General features: G+C 68.8%; 25 protein-coding genes. 5 read left to right on the plus strand and 20 right to left on the minus strand.

Annotated features, from left to right (window positions below; genetic code table 11):
- Positions 1 to 76: 76 nt before the first annotated feature.
- The 16 genes from rpsQ to ACZ7OU_RS02840 all read right to left on the minus strand — a co-directional run bounded on the left by rpsQ (position 77) and on the right by ACZ7OU_RS02840 (position 10,852).
- Entirely contained in the window at positions 77 to 355 is a 279-nt protein-coding gene (gene rpsQ, locus ACZ7OU_RS02765; protein WP_086675499.1) for a 30S ribosomal protein S17, read from the minus strand.
- On the minus strand, positions 352 to 597 hold the full coding sequence (gene rpmC / locus ACZ7OU_RS02770; RefSeq protein ID WP_086675500.1) for a 50S ribosomal protein L29: 246 nt from the start codon (positions 595 to 597) through the stop codon (positions 352 to 354). The genes rpsQ and rpmC overlap by 4 nt, the downstream gene beginning before the upstream one ends.
- Positions 597 to 1,016, minus strand: coding sequence for a 50S ribosomal protein L16 (gene rplP, locus ACZ7OU_RS02775; RefSeq protein WP_004558864.1), 420 nt, complete (start codon positions 1,014 to 1,016; stop codon positions 597 to 599). Before rplP ends, rpmC begins: the two co-directional genes overlap by 1 nt.
- Before the next feature lie 3 nt (positions 1,017 to 1,019).
- On the minus strand, positions 1,020 to 1,847 hold the full coding sequence (gene rpsC / locus ACZ7OU_RS02780) for a 30S ribosomal protein S3 (protein ID WP_086842942.1): 828 nt from the start codon (positions 1,845 to 1,847) through the stop codon (positions 1,020 to 1,022).
- The gene (rplV, locus tag ACZ7OU_RS02785) at positions 1,847 to 2,263 is read right to left on the minus strand and encodes a 50S ribosomal protein L22 (protein WP_470239520.1); all 417 of its coding nucleotides are present in this window, start codon (positions 2,261 to 2,263) and stop codon (positions 1,847 to 1,849) included. The genes rpsC and rplV overlap by 1 nt, the downstream gene beginning before the upstream one ends.
- Before the next feature lie 29 nt (positions 2,264 to 2,292).
- Complete coding sequence (gene rpsS, locus ACZ7OU_RS02790; protein WP_026468892.1) at positions 2,293 to 2,574, minus strand: 30S ribosomal protein S19; 282 nt, start codon at positions 2,572 to 2,574, stop codon at positions 2,293 to 2,295.
- 18 nt (positions 2,575 to 2,592) lie between these two features.
- A complete protein-coding gene (gene rplB, locus ACZ7OU_RS02795; protein ID WP_284745388.1) occupies positions 2,593 to 3,429 on the minus strand; it encodes a 50S ribosomal protein L2 in 837 nt (278 codons plus the stop codon).
- 15 nt (positions 3,430 to 3,444) lie between these two features.
- Entirely contained in the window at positions 3,445 to 3,756 is a 312-nt protein-coding gene (gene rplW, locus ACZ7OU_RS02800) for a 50S ribosomal protein L23 (RefSeq protein WP_284745387.1), read from the minus strand.
- Positions 3,753 to 4,442 carry a 50S ribosomal protein L4 gene (gene rplD / locus ACZ7OU_RS02805; protein WP_155548870.1) on the minus strand — a complete coding sequence of 230 codons (690 nt, stop codon included), beginning with the start codon at positions 4,440 to 4,442 and terminating at the stop codon, positions 3,753 to 3,755. Before rplD ends, rplW begins: the two co-directional genes overlap by 4 nt.
- Positions 4,439 to 5,095: a 50S ribosomal protein L3 gene (gene rplC / locus ACZ7OU_RS02810; protein ID WP_470239521.1), complete on the minus strand. Its 657-nt coding sequence runs from the start codon at positions 5,093 to 5,095 to the stop codon at positions 4,439 to 4,441. The genes rplD and rplC overlap by 4 nt, the downstream gene beginning before the upstream one ends.
- A 31-nt stretch (positions 5,096 to 5,126) precedes the next feature.
- The gene (gene rpsJ, locus ACZ7OU_RS02815; RefSeq protein ID WP_003102098.1) at positions 5,127 to 5,432 is read right to left on the minus strand and encodes a 30S ribosomal protein S10; all 306 of its coding nucleotides are present in this window, start codon (positions 5,430 to 5,432) and stop codon (positions 5,127 to 5,129) included.
- Positions 5,433 to 5,855: 423 nt separating this feature from the next.
- The gene (gene tuf / locus ACZ7OU_RS02820) at positions 5,856 to 7,049 is read right to left on the minus strand and encodes an elongation factor Tu (RefSeq protein ID WP_155548869.1); all 1,194 of its coding nucleotides are present in this window, start codon (positions 7,047 to 7,049) and stop codon (positions 5,856 to 5,858) included.
- 130 nt (positions 7,050 to 7,179) lie between these two features.
- Entirely contained in the window at positions 7,180 to 9,279 is a 2,100-nt protein-coding gene (gene fusA, locus ACZ7OU_RS02825; protein WP_470239522.1) for an elongation factor G, read from the minus strand.
- 63 nt (positions 9,280 to 9,342) lie between these two features.
- A complete protein-coding gene (gene rpsG / locus ACZ7OU_RS02830) occupies positions 9,343 to 9,813 on the minus strand; it encodes a 30S ribosomal protein S7 (protein ID WP_003102106.1) in 471 nt (156 codons plus the stop codon).
- Positions 9,813 to 10,187, minus strand: a complete 375-nt coding sequence (gene rpsL, locus ACZ7OU_RS02835) for a 30S ribosomal protein S12 (protein WP_003102113.1) — start codon at positions 10,185 to 10,187, stop codon at positions 9,813 to 9,815. The genes rpsG and rpsL overlap by 1 nt, the downstream gene beginning before the upstream one ends.
- Positions 10,188 to 10,696: 509 nt before the next feature.
- Positions 10,697 to 10,852, minus strand: coding sequence for a hypothetical protein (locus ACZ7OU_RS02840; RefSeq protein WP_470239523.1), 156 nt, complete (start codon positions 10,850 to 10,852; stop codon positions 10,697 to 10,699).
- A gap of 166 nt (positions 10,853 to 11,018) precedes the next feature.
- Between ACZ7OU_RS02840 and ACZ7OU_RS02845 the strand changes: the two genes are divergently transcribed.
- The 4 genes from ACZ7OU_RS02845 to ACZ7OU_RS02860 are packed head-to-tail and all read left to right on the plus strand — an operon-like array spanning position 11,019 to position 13,733.
- On the plus strand, positions 11,019 to 11,576 hold the full coding sequence (locus ACZ7OU_RS02845; protein ID WP_470254030.1) for a YbaB/EbfC family nucleoid-associated protein: 558 nt from the start codon (positions 11,019 to 11,021) through the stop codon (positions 11,574 to 11,576).
- The gene (locus tag ACZ7OU_RS02850; RefSeq protein ID WP_470239525.1) at positions 11,576 to 11,917 is read left to right on the plus strand and encodes a hypothetical protein; all 342 of its coding nucleotides are present in this window, start codon (positions 11,576 to 11,578) and stop codon (positions 11,915 to 11,917) included. Before ACZ7OU_RS02845 ends, ACZ7OU_RS02850 begins: the two co-directional genes overlap by 1 nt.
- An 8-nt stretch (positions 11,918 to 11,925) precedes the next feature.
- Positions 11,926 to 13,116, plus strand: coding sequence for a hypothetical protein (locus ACZ7OU_RS02855; protein ID WP_470254031.1), 1,191 nt, complete (start codon positions 11,926 to 11,928; stop codon positions 13,114 to 13,116).
- Positions 13,116 to 13,733: a hypothetical protein gene (locus ACZ7OU_RS02860; RefSeq protein ID WP_470254032.1), complete on the plus strand. Its 618-nt coding sequence runs from the start codon at positions 13,116 to 13,118 to the stop codon at positions 13,731 to 13,733. The genes ACZ7OU_RS02855 and ACZ7OU_RS02860 overlap by 1 nt, the downstream gene beginning before the upstream one ends.
- On the opposite strand, the gene ACZ7OU_RS02865 is transcribed toward ACZ7OU_RS02860, so the two are convergent.
- Entirely contained in the window at positions 13,714 to 13,935 is a 222-nt protein-coding gene (locus ACZ7OU_RS02865) for a hypothetical protein (RefSeq protein ID WP_470254033.1), read from the minus strand. The two genes, ACZ7OU_RS02860 and ACZ7OU_RS02865, sit on opposite strands and share 20 nt — an antisense overlap.
- 58 nt (positions 13,936 to 13,993) lie before the next feature.
- Here ACZ7OU_RS02865 and ACZ7OU_RS02870 point away from each other — a divergent pair, with 58 nt between their 5' ends.
- On the plus strand, positions 13,994 to 14,473 hold the full coding sequence (locus ACZ7OU_RS02870; protein ID WP_470254034.1) for a GNAT family N-acetyltransferase: 480 nt from the start codon (positions 13,994 to 13,996) through the stop codon (positions 14,471 to 14,473).
- A gap of 118 nt (positions 14,474 to 14,591) precedes the next feature.
- On the opposite strand, the gene ACZ7OU_RS02875 is transcribed toward ACZ7OU_RS02870, so the two are convergent.
- Genes ACZ7OU_RS02875 through ACZ7OU_RS02885 form a run of 3 tightly spaced genes read right to left on the minus strand, consistent with a single transcriptional unit; the run spans position 14,592 to position 16,738 of the window.
- Entirely contained in the window at positions 14,592 to 14,810 is a 219-nt protein-coding gene (locus ACZ7OU_RS02875) for a hypothetical protein (protein ID WP_470239529.1), read from the minus strand.
- Between the two features lie 14 nt (positions 14,811 to 14,824).
- Complete coding sequence (locus ACZ7OU_RS02880) at positions 14,825 to 15,031, minus strand: hypothetical protein (RefSeq protein WP_290062581.1); 207 nt, start codon at positions 15,029 to 15,031, stop codon at positions 14,825 to 14,827.
- A gap of 24 nt (positions 15,032 to 15,055) precedes the next feature.
- Positions 15,056 to 16,738, minus strand: coding sequence for a hypothetical protein (locus tag ACZ7OU_RS02885; protein ID WP_470254035.1), 1,683 nt, complete (start codon positions 16,736 to 16,738; stop codon positions 15,056 to 15,058).
- Positions 16,739 to 16,748: the final 10 nt, after the last annotated feature.

The raw sequence follows: 16,748 nt of genomic DNA on the forward strand, positions 1-16,748 counted from the left end.
CAACTCCTGTATGTCGCGCCGGTTCTCGCCCCGACGAGCGAGCCTTGCGGAACTAAGAACTCTGAAAGAGCCCTGCTTACTTGGCCTTCTCCACGATCTGCACCAGGCGCCACCGCTTCGTCGCCGACAGCGGGCGGGTCTCCATCAGGGTGACCCGGTCGCCCACGCCCGCCTCGTTGTTCTCGTCGTGCACCTTGACCTTGGTGGTGCTGCGGAGAACCTTCGAGTAACGGGGGTGCTTCTTGCGGTCCTCGAGCTCGACCACGATCGTCTTGTTCATCTTGTCCGAGACCACGTAGCCCTCGCGGACCTTGCGGTCGTTCCGGGCCGGCGTCTCGGTGGTGGGCTCGCTCATGCGGCACCTTCACTCTCGGCGTCGGGGGCAACGGACAGGCCGAGTTCGCGCTCGCGCATGACCGTGTAGATCCGCGCGATGTCCGTGCGGACGGTGCGCAGACGGCGGTTGTTGTCGAGCTGCCCGGTCGCCATCTGGAAGCGGAGGTTGAAGAGCTCCTCCTTGTATTCCTTCAGACGCAGGACGAGCTCTTCCGCGGTGAGCTCACGCAGCTCCGATGCCAGAGCACCAGCGTTCGCCATCAGAACTCACCACCTTCACGGGTCACGATGCGGCACTTCATGGGCAGCTTGTGGATCGCGCGACGGAGGGCCTCACGGGCGGTCTCCTCGTTCGGGAACGAGATCTCGAACATCACGCGGCCCGGCTTCACGTTGGCGATCCACCACTCGGGCGAACCCTTACCGGAACCCATGCGGGTTTCGGCCGGCTTCTTCGTCAGCGGGCGGTCCGGGTAGATGGTCGTCCACACCTTGCCGCCACGCTTGATGTGACGGGTCATGGCGATACGAGCGGACTCGATCTGCCGGTTCGTCACGTAGCTGTGCTCAAGCGCCTGGATGCCGTACTCGCCGAAGCTGACCTTCGTGCCACCCTTGGCGGCGCCGTGGCGCTTCGGGGAGTGCTGCTTCCGGTGCTTGACCCTGCGCGGGATGAGCACGTCTCAGCCCTCCGTCTTTTCTGCGGTCTCGGTGGCCGGGGCCGCCTCGGTCGTGGCGGCAGCGGCGGCGCGGCCGGCTTCGGTCGAGGTGGCGGTCGTGCCCGAGGCGCCGGAACGACGCGGACGGGACGGCCGGTCGCTGCGGTCGCGGTCGCGACGCGGCGCGCGCTCGGCGGCGTCGCGGGCCTCGCGAGCCTTCAGGCCACCGACGAGCTCACCCTTGTAGATCCACACCTTGACGCCGATGCGACCGAACGTCGTCTTGGCCTCGAAGAAGCCGTAGTCGATGTCGGCGCGCAGCGTGTGCAGCGGGACGCGGCCATCGCGGTAGTGCTCGGAGCGGGACATCTCGGCACCGCCGAGACGACCGCCGCACTGCACGCGGATGCCCTTGACCTGCGGCGAGCGCATGGAGGTCTGGATCGCCTTCCGCATCGCGCGGCGGAACGCCACACGGTTGGAAAGCTGCTCCGCGACCGCCTGGGCGACCAGCTGGGCGTCGGCCTCGGGGTTCTTGACCTCGAGGATGTTCAGCTGGACCTGCTTCTTGGTCAGCTTCTCCAGCGCGCCGCGGATCCGGTCGGCCTCCGCGCCGCGACGGCCGATGACGATGCCCGGCCGGGCGGTGTGGATGTCGACGCGGACGCGGTCACGGGTGCGCTCGATCTCGACCTTGGAGATGCCGGCGCGCTCCATGCCCGTCGCCAGCAGCTTGCGGATCTTGACGTCCTCGGCCACGTACTCGGCGTACTGCTTGTCGGCGTACCAGCGCGACTTCCAGTCCGTGGTGATACCCAGGCGGAAACCGTGCGGGTTGATCTTCTGGCCCACTACCGGCCACCTGCCTTCTTCTTGCTCTGAGCCTTCGGCGCGACGGCCGGACGCGACTCCACCTCGACGGTGATGTGGCTGGTCCGCTTGCGGATCCGGTACGCACGGCCCTGGGCCCGCGGGCGGATCCGCTTGAGGGTCGGGCCCTCGTCGGCGTACGCGTTCTTGACCCAGAGGGTGTCCGGGTCCAGCTGAAGGTTGTTCTCGGCGTTGGCCACGGCGCTGGCGAGCACCTTCGCGACCGGCTCGCTGGCCGCCTGCGGGGCGAACCGGAGCACGGCCAAGGCGTCGGCGGCGCTACGTCCCTTGATGAGCTCGATCACCCGGCGCACCTTGGTCGGCGAGTCCCGGACGAAGCGAGCCCGCGCGTAAGCCGTAGGCAAGGCCTCGACCGTCGCGTCGTTCTGGGCGTTCATCGCTACTTCCTGTCTTGTTTCGTGCCCGCTCAGCGGCGGCGCGACTTGCGGTCGTCCTTGATGTGACCCTTGAAGGTCCGCGTCGGGGCGAACTCGCCCAGCTTGTGACCCACCATGGCCTCGGTGACGAACACCGGGACGTGCTTGCGGCCGTCGTGCACGGCGATCGTGTGACCCAGGAAGTCCGGGATGATCGTCGAGCGGCGCGACCAAGTCTTGATCACGGTCTTCTTGCCCGATTCGTTGAGCACGTCCACCTTCTTGAGCAGGTGGTCGTCCACGAAGGGGCCCTTCTTGAGGCTACGTGGCATGTTCTTCTACCTCCCTGCTCAGCGCTTGTTCTTGCCGGTACGCCGGCGGCGGACGATGAGGGCGTCGCTCGGCTTGCGCCGGCGCGTGCGACCCTCGGGCTTACCGTTCGGGTTGACCGGGTGGCGACCACCGGAGGTCTTACCCTCACCACCACCGTGCGGGTGGTCGACCGGGTTCATGACGACACCGCGGACCGTGGGGCGCTTGCCGCGCCAGCGGTTGCGGCCGGCCTTGCCCCAGTTGATGTTCGCGTGCTCGGAGTTGCCGACCTCGCCGATGGTGGCGCGGTTGCGCACGTCCACGTTGCGGATCTCACCCGAGGGGAGACGCAGCTGGGCGTACGGACCGTCCTTGGCGACGAGCTGCACCTTCGCGCCCGCGGACCGCGCCATCTTCGCGCCGCCGCCGGGGCGGAGCTCGATCGCGTGGATCACGGTGCCGACCGGGATGTTGCGCAGCGGCAGGTTGTTGCCCGGCTTGATGTCGGCGCGGGGGCCGTTCTCAACCGTGTCACCCTGCTTGAGCTTCTCCGGCGCGATGATGTAGCGCTTCTCGCCGTCGGCGTAGTGCAGCAGCGCGATGCGAGCGGACCGGTTGGGGTCGTACTCGATGTGCGCGACCTTGGCGGGAACGCCGTCCTTGTCGTTCCGGCGGAAGTCGATCAGCCGGTACGCGCGCTTGTGGCCGCCACCCTTGTGCCGGGTGGTGATCTTGCCGGACGAGTTACGACCGCCGGTGCCGCTCAGCGGACGCAGCAGCGACTTCTCCGGGGTGGAGCGAGTGATCTCGGCGAAGTCCGAGACGCTCGAACCGCGACGACCGGGGGTCGTCGGCTTGTACTTGCGGATGCCCATTGTCAGCTCAGTCCTTTACGCGGTGGGTCCGCCGAAGATCTCAATCGCCTTGCTTTCAGGCGAAAGAGTCACGATGGCGCGCTTGGTGTCCTTGCGCTTGCCGAAGCCGGCGCGAGTCCGCTTACGCTTGCCCTTGCGGTTGGCCGTGTTGACACTGACCACCTTGACGCCGAACACCTTCTCGACCGCGATCTTGACCTGGGTCTTGTTGGCGTCCGGGCGGACGATGAACGTGTACTTGTGGTCCTCGAGCAGCCCGTAGGACTTCTCGGAGATGACCGGCGCGAGCAGGATGTCGCGGGGGTCCGGAATGGCGACCGAACTCACTTCTCGTCACTCCCTTCCGTGACCTCGCCCGACCGCGCGGAAGCCTTGACGGTCTTGCCGCGGGCGGGGCCGGCGACGAACACGTCGTACGCGGCCTTGGTGAACACGACGTCGTCGTTGACCAGCACGTCGTAGGTGTTGAGCTGGTCGGCCCAGAGCAGGTGCACCTCGGGCAGGTTCCGCAGGGAAACCCAGCTGTACTCGTCGTCCCGGTGCAGCACCACGAGCACGCGCTTCGCCTGCGTCACCGCGGCGAGCACGGCCTTGGCGGCCTTGGTGGACGGCTTCTCACCGGTCACCAGCTCGGTGACGATGTGCAGCTGGCCGGCGCGCGCCCGGTCGGAGAGGGCGCCACGCAGAGCGGCGGCCTTCATCTTCTTCGGGGTGCGCTGGGAGTAGTCGCGCGGCGTGGGGCCGTGGACGACGCCACCGCCGACGAACTGCGGCGCGCGGGTCGAACCCTGGCGGGCACGGCCGGTGCCCTTCTGCCGGTACGGCTTCTTGCCGCCACCGGAGACCTCACCACGGGTCTTCGTGTCGTGCGTGCCCTGGCGGGCGGCGGCCTGCTGGGCCACCACGACCTGGTGCATCAGCGCGACATTGGCCTGCACGTCGAAGATCTCCTCGGGGAGGTCCACGGTGCCGTCGGCTTTACCGGCCGGGGTCTTCAGCTCGACGCTTGTCATTCGGAGTTACCACCCTTCGCGGCGCTGCGCACGAACAGCAGGCCGCCCTTGGGACCGGGCACGGCGCCCTTGATCAGCAGCAGGCCGTCCTCGGCACGCACGGCGTGCACGGTCAGGTTCTGCGTGGTGACCCGGTCACTGCCCATCCGGCCTGCCATGCGCACGCCCTTGAAAACGCGGCCCGGGGTGGCACAGCCACCGATCGAGCCCGGACGGCGGTGCACGGCCTGGGCACCGTGGCTCGCGCCCTGGCCCTTGAAGCCGTGGCGCTTCATGACACCGGCGTAGCCCTTGCCCTTGCTGGTACCGGTGACGTCGACCTCGACGCCGGCGGCGAACACCTCGGCGGTGATCTCCTGGCCGACCTCATAGGTCTCGGCGTCGGTGGTGCGCAGCTCGGCGAGGAAGCGCCGCGGGGTCACGCCCGCCTTGTCGTAGTGGCCGGTGCGCGGCTTGTTCACCCTGCGCGGGTCGACCGCGCCGAACGCCAGCTGCACGGCCGTGTAGCCATCTTTGTCCTGGGTCCGAACCTGGGTCACCACGTTCGGGCCGGCCTGGACGACGGTCACCGGGACAACCCGGTTCTGTTCGTCGAAGACCTGGGTCATGCCGAGCTTCGTGCCCAGGATGCCCTTCATTTGCCTGTCAGACATGAGTCTCTTATCTCCGCCGCTCGCCCAACGCTTACTGGATGTTGACGTCGACGCTCGCCGGCAGGTCGATGCGCATGAGCGCGTCGACCGTCTTCGGCGTCGGGTCGAGGATGTCGATCAGACGCTTGTGCGTGCGCATCTCGAAGTGCTCGCGCGAGTCCTTGTACTTGTGCGGCGAGCGGATGACGCAGTAAACGTTCTTCTCGGTGGGCAGCGGCACCGGCCCGACAACACGGGCTCCGGTGCGCGTGACCGTCTCCACGATCTTGCGCGCCGAGGTGTCGATCGCCTCGTGGTCGTAGGCCTTGAGCCGGATGCGGATCTTCTGTCCCGCCATGGTGGCTGCTCGTTCCTTGTCGTCTCGTGCCGCTATCTCACAAACTCGGTCCGGATGTCGCCATCCTGACCAGAGTTTCCGCAGTTCAACGGCCCTGTCCCCGGTCCACGCGGTCGGGCGTGTCGCGCCCGACGCACAGACGGATCCCGTGGGATCGTCGTCTTGCCTGGTCTTCCTCAACGTGAGGAGGCTATGAGCCGGCTCTGCTCTTGCAAGCGCTGTCGTCTCACTGCCTTTGCCCGCTCGCCTGCAACCCGAAGGAAGAGCTCGGCGGACCGTGGCCACTCGCACCGAGGCGGCCGGACCCGTTCGTCAAATACCCGAAGGGATCGGCCGCCCCAGGACGAGCAACCTGAATAGTGTCGCACACGTGATTTGACGCCCCTGACCCGGGGGTGTATTGCCCCCGGGCGGGCGCCTAAATCACTTGATGATCTTGGTGACCTGACCCGCACCGACGGTGCGGCCACCCTCGCGGATGGCGAAGCGCAGGTTCACGTCCATCGCGACCGGCTGGATCAGCGCGACCGAGATGTCGGTGTTGTCGCCCGGCATGACCATCTCGGTGCCCTCGGGGAGGGTCACGACGCCGGTCACGTCGGTGGTGCGGAAGTAGAACTGCGGGCGGTAGTTGTTGAAGAACGGGGTGTGACGGCCACCCTCGTCCTTCGACAGGATGTAGACCCGGCCCTCGAAGTCGGTGTGCGGGGTGGTGGTACCCGGCTTCACGACGACCTGGCCGCGCTCGACGTCCTCGCGCTTGATACCGCGGACGAGGAGGCCGACGTTGTCGCCCGCCTGGCCCTGGTCGAGCAGCTTGCGGAACATCTCGACACCGGTGACAGTCGTCTTGGTCGACTTCTCCTTGATGCCGACGATCTCGACCTCTTCGTTCACGTTGACCACGCCACGCTCGACGCGGCCGGTGACGACGGTGCCGCGACCGGTGATCGTGAAGACGTCCTCGATCGGCATGAGGAACGGCTTGTCGAGCTCGCGCACCGGGTCCGGCACGTTGTCGTCGACGGCGGTCATCAGCTCGAGAACGGCCTCGGCCCACTTCTCGTCGCCCTCGAGGGCCTTGAGGCCCGAGACGCGCACGACCGGGGCGTCGTCGCCGGGGAACTCCTGCGAGGACAGCAGCTCGCGGACCTCGAGCTCGACGAGCTCCAGGATCTCCTCGTCGTCGACCATGTCGGCCTTGTTCAGCGCGACCACGATGTAGGGCACGCCGACCTGGCGGGCGAGCAGCACGTGCTCACGGGTCTGCGGCATCGGGCCGTCGGTCGCCGCGACCACGAGGATCGCGCCGTCCATCTGAGCGGCACCGGTGATCATGTTCTTGATGTAGTCCGCGTGACCGGGGGCGTCCACGTGGGCGTAGTGACGCTTTTCGGTCTGGTACTCGACGTGCGAGATGTTGATCGTGATGCCGCGCTGCTTCTCTTCCGGCGCGTTGTCGATCTGGTCGAACGCCCGGGACTCGTTGAGCTCCGGGTACTTGTCGTGCAGAACCTTGGTGATCGCCGCGGTCAGCGTGGTCTTGCCGTGGTCGACGTGACCGATGGTCCCGATGTTGACGTGCGGCTTGCTCCGCTCGAACTTCGCCTTCGCCACTGGAATGTCCTCCTGGACTGATTTCGCTTTGTGCTCGGGGGCCGGCGTGGCTGCCGACCCCCGAATGTTCCTTCGTCGGTGCTGCGGACGTTCAGGAGAGTCCCTTAATGCCCGCGCGCGGTGGGGGGAGTTACTCCCCCGTCGCCTTCGCGATGATTTCCTTCGCGACGTTCGCGGGAACCTCGGCGTAGGAGTCGAACACCATGGAGTAGTTCGCCCGGCCCTGCGTGCGGGACCGGAGGTCACCGACGTAGCCGAACATCTCCGACAGCGGGACCAGCGCCTTGACGACGCGGGTACCCGACCGCTCCTCCATGGCCTGGATCTGACCACGGCGGGAGTTGAGGTCACCGATGACGTCACCCATGTAGTCCTCGGGCGTGGTCACCTCGACCGCCATCATCGGCTCCAGGATCACCGGGTGAGCCTTCTTCGCGGCTTCCTTCATCGCCATGGAACCGGCGATCTTGAACGCCATCTCCGAAGAGTCGACCTCGTGGTAAGCACCGTCCAACAGGGTGAACTTCAACCCGACGAGCGGGTAGCCGGCCAGGACGCCGTACTGCATCGCGTCCTGCGCGCCCGCGTCGACCGACGGGATGTACTCCCGCGGCACGCGACCACCGGTCACCTTGTTGTCGAACTCGTAGAGCGCGCCATCGGTGCGCTCGAGCGGCTCCAGCTTCACGATGACCTTCGCGAACTGGCCGGAACCACCGGTCTGCTTCTTGTGGACGTAGTCGAGCTTCTCGACCGTCTTCTTGATCGTCTCGCGGTAGGCGACCTGCGGCTTACCGATGTTCGCCTCGACCTTGTAGTCGGACTTCATCCGGTTCACCAGCACCTCGAGGTGCAGCTCACCCATACCCGCGATGATCGTCTGGCCGGTGTCCTCGTCCAGCTTGACCTGGAACGTCGGGTCCTCTTCGGCCAGCTTCTGGATCGCCAGGGACAGCTTCTCCTGGTCGGCCTTCGTCTTCGGCTCGATCGCGACCCGGATGACCGGCTCGGGGAACGTCATCGACTCGAGCACGATCGGGTTCTGCGGGTCCGCCAAGGTGTCGCCCGTGGTGGTGTCCTTCAGCCCGATGACCGCGTAGATGTGGCCGACCTGGGCGTCGTTGACCGGGTTCTCCTTGTTGGAGTGCATCTGGAAGATCTTCCCGATGCGCTCCTTGCGCTCCTTGGTCGCGTTGATGACCTGAGCGCCGGCGGCGACCTTGCCCGAGTACACCCGGATGTAGGTCAGCTTGCCGAAGAACGGGTGCGCGGCGATCTTGAAGGCGAGCGCGGCGAACGGCTCGTCGACCGAAGCGGTACGCGTGGCCGGGGTCTCCCCGTCGGTCAGCGTGCCCTCGACCGCCGGCATGTCCAGCGGCGACGGCAGGTAGTCGATGACCGCGTCGAGCATGGGCTGGACGCCCTTGTTCTTGAACGCGGAACCGGCCAGGACCGGGAAGACCTCACGGGTGATCGTGAGCTTCCGGATGCCGGACTTGATCTCGGCCTCCGTCAGCTCCTCGCCCTCGAGGAACTTCTCCATCAGCGTGTCGTCCGCTTCGGAGACGGTCTCGATGAGCTTCTCGCGGTACTCCGCGGCCAGCTCGGCCAGGTCGGCCGGGATCTCCTCGACGGAGTAGTCCTCGCCCTTCTGGACCTCGCCGCGCCAGGTCAGCGCCTTCATGCGGACCAGGTCGACGACGCCTTCGAAGTCGTTCTCGGCGCCGATCGGGAGCTGGATGACCAGCGGGCGGACGCCGAGGCGCTCCACGATGGTCTTCACGGTGTAGTAGAAGTCCGCGCCCAGCTTGTCCATCTTGTTGACGAAGCAGATGCGCGGGACGTCGTACTTGTCCGCCTGCCGCCAGACCTGCTCGGACTGCGGCTCGACGCCCTCCTTGCCGTCGAAGACGGCGACCGCACCGTCGAGCACCCGCAGGTTCCGCTCCACCTCGACGGTGAAGTCGACGTGCCCGGGGGTGTCGATGATGTTGATCTGGTGGTCGTCCCAGAAGGTGGTGGTCGCAGCCGAGGTGATGGTGATACCCCGCTTCTGCTCCTCCTCCATCCAGTCCATGGTGGCGGCGCCGTCGTGGACTTCACCGATCTTGTAGTTGACCCCGGTGTAGAACAGGATCCGCTCGGTGGTGGTGGTCTTGCCGGCGTCGATGTGGGCCATGATGCCGATGTTGCGGACCTGCGTCAGGTCGGTCAGCACGTCACGTGCCACGAGAGTGTTCCCCTGTTCTCAAGCTTGGGGCCCGGCATGGCTTGGTCGACAGCCGGGCGGTCATCACCAGCGGTAGTGCGCGAAGGCCCGGTTGGACTCGGCCATCTTGTGCGTGTCCTCGCGACGCTTCACCGAGGCACCGAGGCCGTTGGAAGCGTCCAGGAGCTCGTTCTGCAGGCGCTCGATCATCGTCTTCTCGCGGCGAGCCTGCGAGAAGGAGACCAGCCAGCGCAGGGCCAGCGTGGTGGAGCGGCCCGGCTTGACCTCGATCGGCACCTGGTAGGTGGCGCCACCGACGCGGCGGCTCTTCACCTCGATGGTGGGCTTCACGTTGTCGAGGGCGCGCTTCAGCGTGACGACCGGGTCGGTGCCCGTCTTCTCGCGAGCGCCTTCGAGCGCGCCGTAAACGATGCGCTCGGCCAGGGACCGCTTCCCGTCCTTCAGCACCTTGTTCACCAGCTGGGTGACCAGCGGGGAGGCGTAGACGGGGTCGGAGATCAGCGGCCGCTTCGGGGCCGGACCCTTGCGGGGCATTAGCTCTTCTCCTTCTTCGCGCCGTACCGGCTGCGCGCCTGCTTGCGGTTCTTGACACCCTGCGTGTCGAGCGAACCGCGGATGATCTTGTAACGGACACCCGGAAGGTCCTTCACACGACCACCACGCACGAGCACCATCGAGTGCTCCTGCAGGTTGTGGCCCTCACCGGGGATGTAGGCGGTGACCTCGATGCCGCTGGTCAGCTTCACACGCGCGACCTTGCGAAGCGCCGAGTTCGGCTTCTTGGGGGTCGTGGTGTACACGCGAGTGCACACGCCACGCCGCTGCGGGCTCCCCTTGAGGGCCGCGGTCTTCTGCTTGGCAGCCTTGTCCTGGCGGCCCTTGCGGACCAGCTGCTGGATCGTGGGCAATGGACCAGCTTCCTGTCGTGATCTGCTTCTTCGTGTCTTCACCGGCCCCCGCGGTCGGGCGTGTCGGCCCGCGTCACGGTCTCGCGACCGGTAACTTCCCGGAGGGATTTTTCCGTCGGAACCCCGACCTGCCGAAGCCGGTGACCGGGTGCCTGAGCACCCCGCCCATGCCGCACGGCACGCGGAGCGGCCCGACGCATGCCGGGCACGGTCTCCAAAGATACCCGCCCGGGTCGGGGCGGAACGCGGCGGGGGGTCCGAAGGTCGGCGAACCTTCAGCCTACCTCCGAACAGCACCGGGCCGCGGGATGTTCCGCACTCCGGTCACCCCGTTGCGGCGCCGCGGTTTCCGGCGCCGGTCGTTCCCGGGTGATCGCGGCCGGGACCACCGGCCACAGCGTCTACAACAGCCCCGGCCTGGGGAATGTTCCCGGACCGGGCGGAGCACCGCGCCGGCCGGCCGGAGCCAGGCCCCCCGCCTGGCGTCTCCGGACCGACCGGCCCGCGGTTCAGTCCTCGTCGGGCTTCGCGTGGTCCGGCTTGCCCGGGTTCGGGTCGCGGGAGAGGTCGATGAGCGGGTGCACGCCCGCCCCCTCGGGCGCCGCGTGGCTGCCGCTCGACTTCTTCTCTTCGTCGGGCCGCTCGGCCCCTTCGCTGCTGCTCATCACGCACTCCTAGCGCTCGTCCCCTGCTTCCCCTTGCGGCCGGAAACCTACCCATTACCCGACCGGGTGACGCAGTGGGATCGGATCGGGCGTTCCGTGCGTCACACCGCCGCCGAGGAGCCACGATGGGTGGCGAGCACCGGGCGAGCGGGGAGGAGCCACAGACATGTCGGCGGAGTTCGAGCAGCTGGTGACCGAGTTCGAGCGGTTCCAGTCGGGCATCCGGAACGTCGACGACCGGTACGCCGGCCTCGACGCGATGCAGCGGGAGCTGGCCGGGCTGAGAGCCGGTGCGTCGTCGCCCGACGGCGGCGTGACCGTGGTCACCGGTCCGGGTGGCGCGGTCCTCGACGTCACGTTCACCGACGCGGCGCTCGCGAAGGGCTCGCAGGCGCTGGCCGCGACGCTCATGGCGACCCTGCGCGAGGCCGTCGGCGACGCGGCCCGGCGGCAGGCGGTGCTCGTCCAGGAGCACCTGGGCGACGAGCTCGGCCTGGTCGACCAGGTCCTCGAAACCCAGGCCGTCGCGTTCGGAACCACGGTCGAGGAGATGCGGTCGAAGCTGGCGGAAGGAACGCCGGCGCCGCCGGCCCCCGCCGAGGACTTCTCCGAGGAGCGGGTGCTGCGCCAGGCCGGCGACACCCCGCCACCCCCGCCGCCGCCCGCGAGCGGTGGGTCCGCGGGCGACAGCTTCCTGCGGAACCTGTTCGACGAGGAGGACTGATGCCCGACGGAACCGGCGGCTACCAGGTCGAGGTCGACGCGCTGCGCGAGTACGTCGGCGTGCTCGGCAAGTACAAGGACCAGGGCGCGAAGTTCACCGAGAAGGTCGGCCAGGCCGACGTCGGCGACAAGTCGTGGGGCGTGGTGGGCCTGTTCACCAAGCACGGGTACGACGAAACGCTGCACGAGCTGCGCGACCTGCTGGCGTCGATGGCCGAAGGCCTGACGTCGGCGCAGGGCAAGTTCACCGACGCGGCGAGCGTCTACCAGGGCACCGAAGACGACCACAAGGCCTTCTTCGGGCAGGTCGAGGTCCTGCTCGACGGCCCGAAGAAGCCGTAGGAGCAACGATGGCGGAGTTCCAGGACGTCGCGAGCGGCGTCAGCGTGAAGAGCGACGACCCGGCCACCGTGCTCGGGGTGAACGTCGACAACGCGGTCAAGGCGACCCCCTTCGTCGGCAGCGCCGTGACCGTCGGCAAGGACTTCGTCTCGGTGGCGAAGGCCGCCACGGCGCCGCACCCGGACGGCGTCGACATCGCCCTCGGGCTCGGCACCATCGCGACCGACACGACGAGCTTCATCCAGTCGAGCGCGAGCACGATCACCGACATCGCCACCGACCCGCTCGGCTGGCTCGTCGGGCAGGGCCTGAACTTCCTGATCAGCGCCGTCCAGCCGATCCAGGACGCGATCCACTTCGTCAGCGGCGACGGGCCAGCGCTCGGCATCGCGGCGGACAACTTCAACGCCATCGCGACCGGGCTGGACCAGCTGGCGAAGAACTTCGCCGAGGTCGCGGACACGTCGCTGGCCGGCTGGAAGGGTGACGCCGGCGACGCCGCGCGCACGTCGCTCGGCGAGTTCGCCCACGGCATCGGCGGGGTCTCCGCGAAGTCCGGCGACATGGCGCAGATGCTGCAGCTGGGCAGCATGCTGATGAGCTTCATCGAGGACCTGATCAAGGCGATCCTCACCGAGCTGGTCACGTGGCTGATCATGATCTGGATCCCGGCGCTGGCGGCCGCGGTGCCGTCCTGCGGAGCGTCGGTCGCGACCGCGGGCACGGCGTCGGAGGTCAAGCTCGGCACGACCGCCGCGAAGACGACCAAGAAGGTCTCGAAGGTCCGCGAGCTGCTGCAGAAGATCCTCGACTGGCTGCAGAAGATGAAGGCCAAACTGGCCGCGACGAAGCTGGGCAAGATCTTCACCGAAGGCAAAACCGCGGGCAAGCTGAAGGAGCTCGCCGACAGCAACGCGGGGAAGAGCATGGTGGACAAGCTCAAGGGTGCCGAGGGGATGATCGGCAAACGGGCCGGCGAGAACGCGCTGTCCGAGATCGCGAAGAAGGGCGGCGAGGCGGCGGCCAAGGGCGTCTTCGGCTTCAACCCGGCCAAGCCCGGCGACAACCCGGCGAAGACGCTGAACGACCACCTCGGCAAGCTCAACAGCCACGTCAAGAACGCCAAGAAGGCGAGCGACTACGGCGAGACCGGCCGGACCCAATCCGACGAAGAAACCCGTGAGGACCTGGACTTCTGATGATCCTGGCACTGGTGATCGTCCTGATCGTGGCCGGGTTCGCGGCCGCGGCCGCGCTCTGGTGGCGCTCGCACACGAAGTACGTCGAGGGCCGCCGGGAGCACTGGTTCAAGGCCTTCGCGGCCGAGCGCGGCGGCACGTTCCACAGCGGCGTCGCCGGCGACGCGAACCCGGCGCCGACGTTCGGGGTCATCCACCCGACCGGGCTTCCGCTGGCCGGCAGCGACCACAAGTCGTGGGTCGAGTTCCGCCACGGCGACCGGCCGGTGATCGCCGTCGACGGTCAAGAGCCGTACCGGCACTTCGACGACCACACGTACTTCCGTGACATCCACGTCACGCAGGTGCGGGTGCCGCCGTGCCCGGAGCTGCGGATCGTGCCGGGGCAGGGCGTGACGATGCCGACGGACCCGCGGCTGGCGGCCGAGCTGTCCCGGTGGCTGGCGGCGAACCCGCGGTTCGGGCAGCGGGACGTCGTCGTGGAGCACGGGTCCGCCCGCACCTGGGGTCAGGGCTGCGCGACCAGGCAGAACATCGTGGCCGAGGCCGGCTACCTGGCCGACCTGGCCGACCGGCTGCCCGCGACGCTGTGGAGCGTCAGCGGCGGCGCGTCGTGAGGTGGGTCAAGCCCGCCGACAGCGCGAACACCAGGCCCAGACCCACGATGTAAGGCCCGGCCAGCAGGGCGAACCCCGCGCCGATGTTGGCGTCGGCCTGCTCGTCGGACCGGAAGCCGAGCGCGCCCACCGACAGCAGGACCGCACCCACCGTGATCAGCAGGACGGCCACCACTGTCAGGCGCTTCGTGATCGTCGTCATACCTTCATGGTGCCCGGGGCCCGGCCAATTCGCTGGACAGCGACCCCAGGATGAGGACGTGAACTGGAAGATCACCCAGATTGACATCGCTCACCCTGACGCCGTCGCGATCATGCGCGAGTACATGGACGAAGTCGCTTCGCGCTACTACGGGCGTCCGATCACCGAAGCCGAGCTCACGCGGTACGTCGCCGAGGAGCCCGGGACCGACCTGATGGCGCCCACCGGGGCGTTCCTCGTCGGGTACCGCGACGGCGAGGTCGCGGGCTGCGCGGGGACCCGCGTCGTCGCGCCGGGGATCAGCGAGCTGACGAAGGTGTTCGTCAAGCCGGCCCACCGCGGGACCGCGGGCGGACCCGTGCTGGTGGCGGCCGCCGAGGACGCGGCCCGGCGGCTCGGCTCGGACCTCATGCGGCTCGACACCCGCCACGACCTCGTCGAGGCCCGCGCGCTCTACGCGAAGCTCGGCTACGACGAGGTCGAACCCTTCAACAACAGGCAGTTCGCCGAGCACTGGTTCGCGAAGACCCTCAGCTGACGCAGGCGGCGACTTCCGCCGGGCGGCGACTTCCGCGCGGTCACCACGCGCCCGCCGAGGGAGATGCGGCACTCCCCTGCCCGAACGGCGGCCCCTCGGGAGAGGGGCCGCCGGAGGGTCAGAAGGAGGGCAGGATCTTGCCCGGCACGCCGTTGATCGACTGGATCAGGCCGAGCACCGGGACGCCGAGCGGCGCGAACGTCCAGATGTTGTTCAGGCCACTGGTGTCCGGCTCGTCGACCACGACAACGCCGGGGGTGTCGGCGGCCAGCGCGGGCGCCGCCGCGCCGAACAGGGCCGCACCGGTGAGGATCGCGACAGCGAGGGTCTTCTTCATGGGTTCTCTGCCTTTCAGGAAACAGCGGTGATGAGGTCGAAGACGGGCGCGAGCAGGTCGACCGGCTGGCCGATCGGCCCGAGCACGCTGCCGAGGTCGACGCCGGGCACCAGCCAGACGGAACCGTCCGTCGGGTCGGCCGAGGCGACCCCGGCGGCCAGGCCGGTGAACGCCGTCGCCGCGACGAGCGGCAGCAGCACGCGGGCAGCAAGACGCTTCATGCTTTTCCTTTCCTTACAGGGGTTTCAGCGGAGAACCGACGTGATGGGCACGATGGTTCCGTCGGGGACCCACTGGCCCGCGTAGTCGCGGTCCATCACCATTCCGGTGGCGTGGGGTTCGGTGGGGTACATCGGCATGGCGTTGACCTGGGCGGCGGCGAAGATCTGCACCTCCCCCGCCGAACGGTCCGCGCCCAGCCAGCTCCGGAAGCCGCCGAGCGTCGGGCTTTCGCCGCCGAAGCGGTCGCCGACCGCGACGGCGTACCCGACCGCGGTCGCGTCCCGGGGGTCGAAGCGCAGCGGCAGCGACGCGCTCGCGACCGCGTTGACGATCGGCCCGTTCAGCAGCCACGGCGCCAGGTAGAGCCCGTACTGGTGCATCGGCTCCAGCCGTTGCAGCTCGGCGGCCCGCGTCATCGCCGTGTACCCCGCGGCCCAGCCCGAGACGACGACGAGCGCGGTGTCGGGCCCGGCGTCCGATCGCACGGCCAGTCCGGTGCGCGATGCCGTGTCCCGCACCAGCTTCGCCGCCGCGGCTCCGCGTGGGGAGTCGTCCTCCACCAGCGTGATCGCGGACGGCTTCCGCCCGGCGAGGAACTCGACGAGCTTGACCAGCGCACCGCTGTCCTCCGGCGTCAGTGCGTCGGACGGGCACGCCGTCAGCACGTCGGAGCGGCCGGCGACCAGGCCGCCGAGGGCCGCCGACGCGCATTCCGGCGCGTCCGCCTCGGTGATCGACGGACCGGGCGCACTGCCCGCGTCGACCTCGACGACCGTCGTCGCGTCACCGCGGCGGATCTCGAGGTCGCTGCGGCCGGGCGGCAGGTCGACGTCGGCCCACGTGCCCTCGGCGCCGGGCCGCGCGACGGCCTTCGTGACCAGCCCGCCGGCCCCGACGGACAGGTCGTCGCCCGCGCCGGGCGGGAAGTGGACGACGTTGCGCCCCGGCCGCTGCGGGCTGACCAGCACGGGGAACCCGGCCTCGTCGGCCAGCAGCGGCACGCCGGGCACGGGCAGCGGCGGTGGTGCCGGGATCGCGCCGAGCGCGCTCCACGCGACGAACCCGAGCGCGACCGCGGCCGCGCCGAACCGGTAGGCGCGGCCCCGGAAAACCCCGGCGAGCACGCTCACGACGACCGGCAGCACCACGACCGCGAGCACCGCGAGCCCGAAGAGCGTCGTGTACAGCCGCCGGTCGAACCCGAGGCCGGACAAGCCGAACCGGACGGCGCCGGCCAGGACCAGCAGGCCGCCGAGGGTGAGCGCGAGGGGCCCGGGCCGGACGGCCGCCGTCGTCACCGGCCCGAGCAGCGCGAAGCCGAACCACACGGCCGCCCCGGCGACGAAGACCGTGTCGATCGCGAACTCGACGCCGGTGCCGCCGAGCGACGTCTCCAGCACGACGAGCACCAGCAGCGCGGCCGATGTCCAGCGGGTCGCGCGAGGGAGGACCGGCACCGCCACCGCGAGCACGACGTGGATCGCCAGGGCGACCACGTTGACGTCGACGGCGAAGGCCGACACCACGGCGAGCAGCGCCGAAACCCCGCCGAGGACGTACAGCGTGCGCGGCGGGCGCCGCCCCGGCGGGCGCAGGAGGCCGCCGCCGGCGAGGAAAGCCGTGGAAAGCAAGAGGGCCAGCCGGAGGACCAGCGCCAGTATGTCCACAGTGGACGAGCCGGTGGGCGCGGCGTGGGAGTGATCCATCGGAACCTTC

Source organism: Amycolatopsis sp. NPDC114505, from assembly GCF_055633615.1.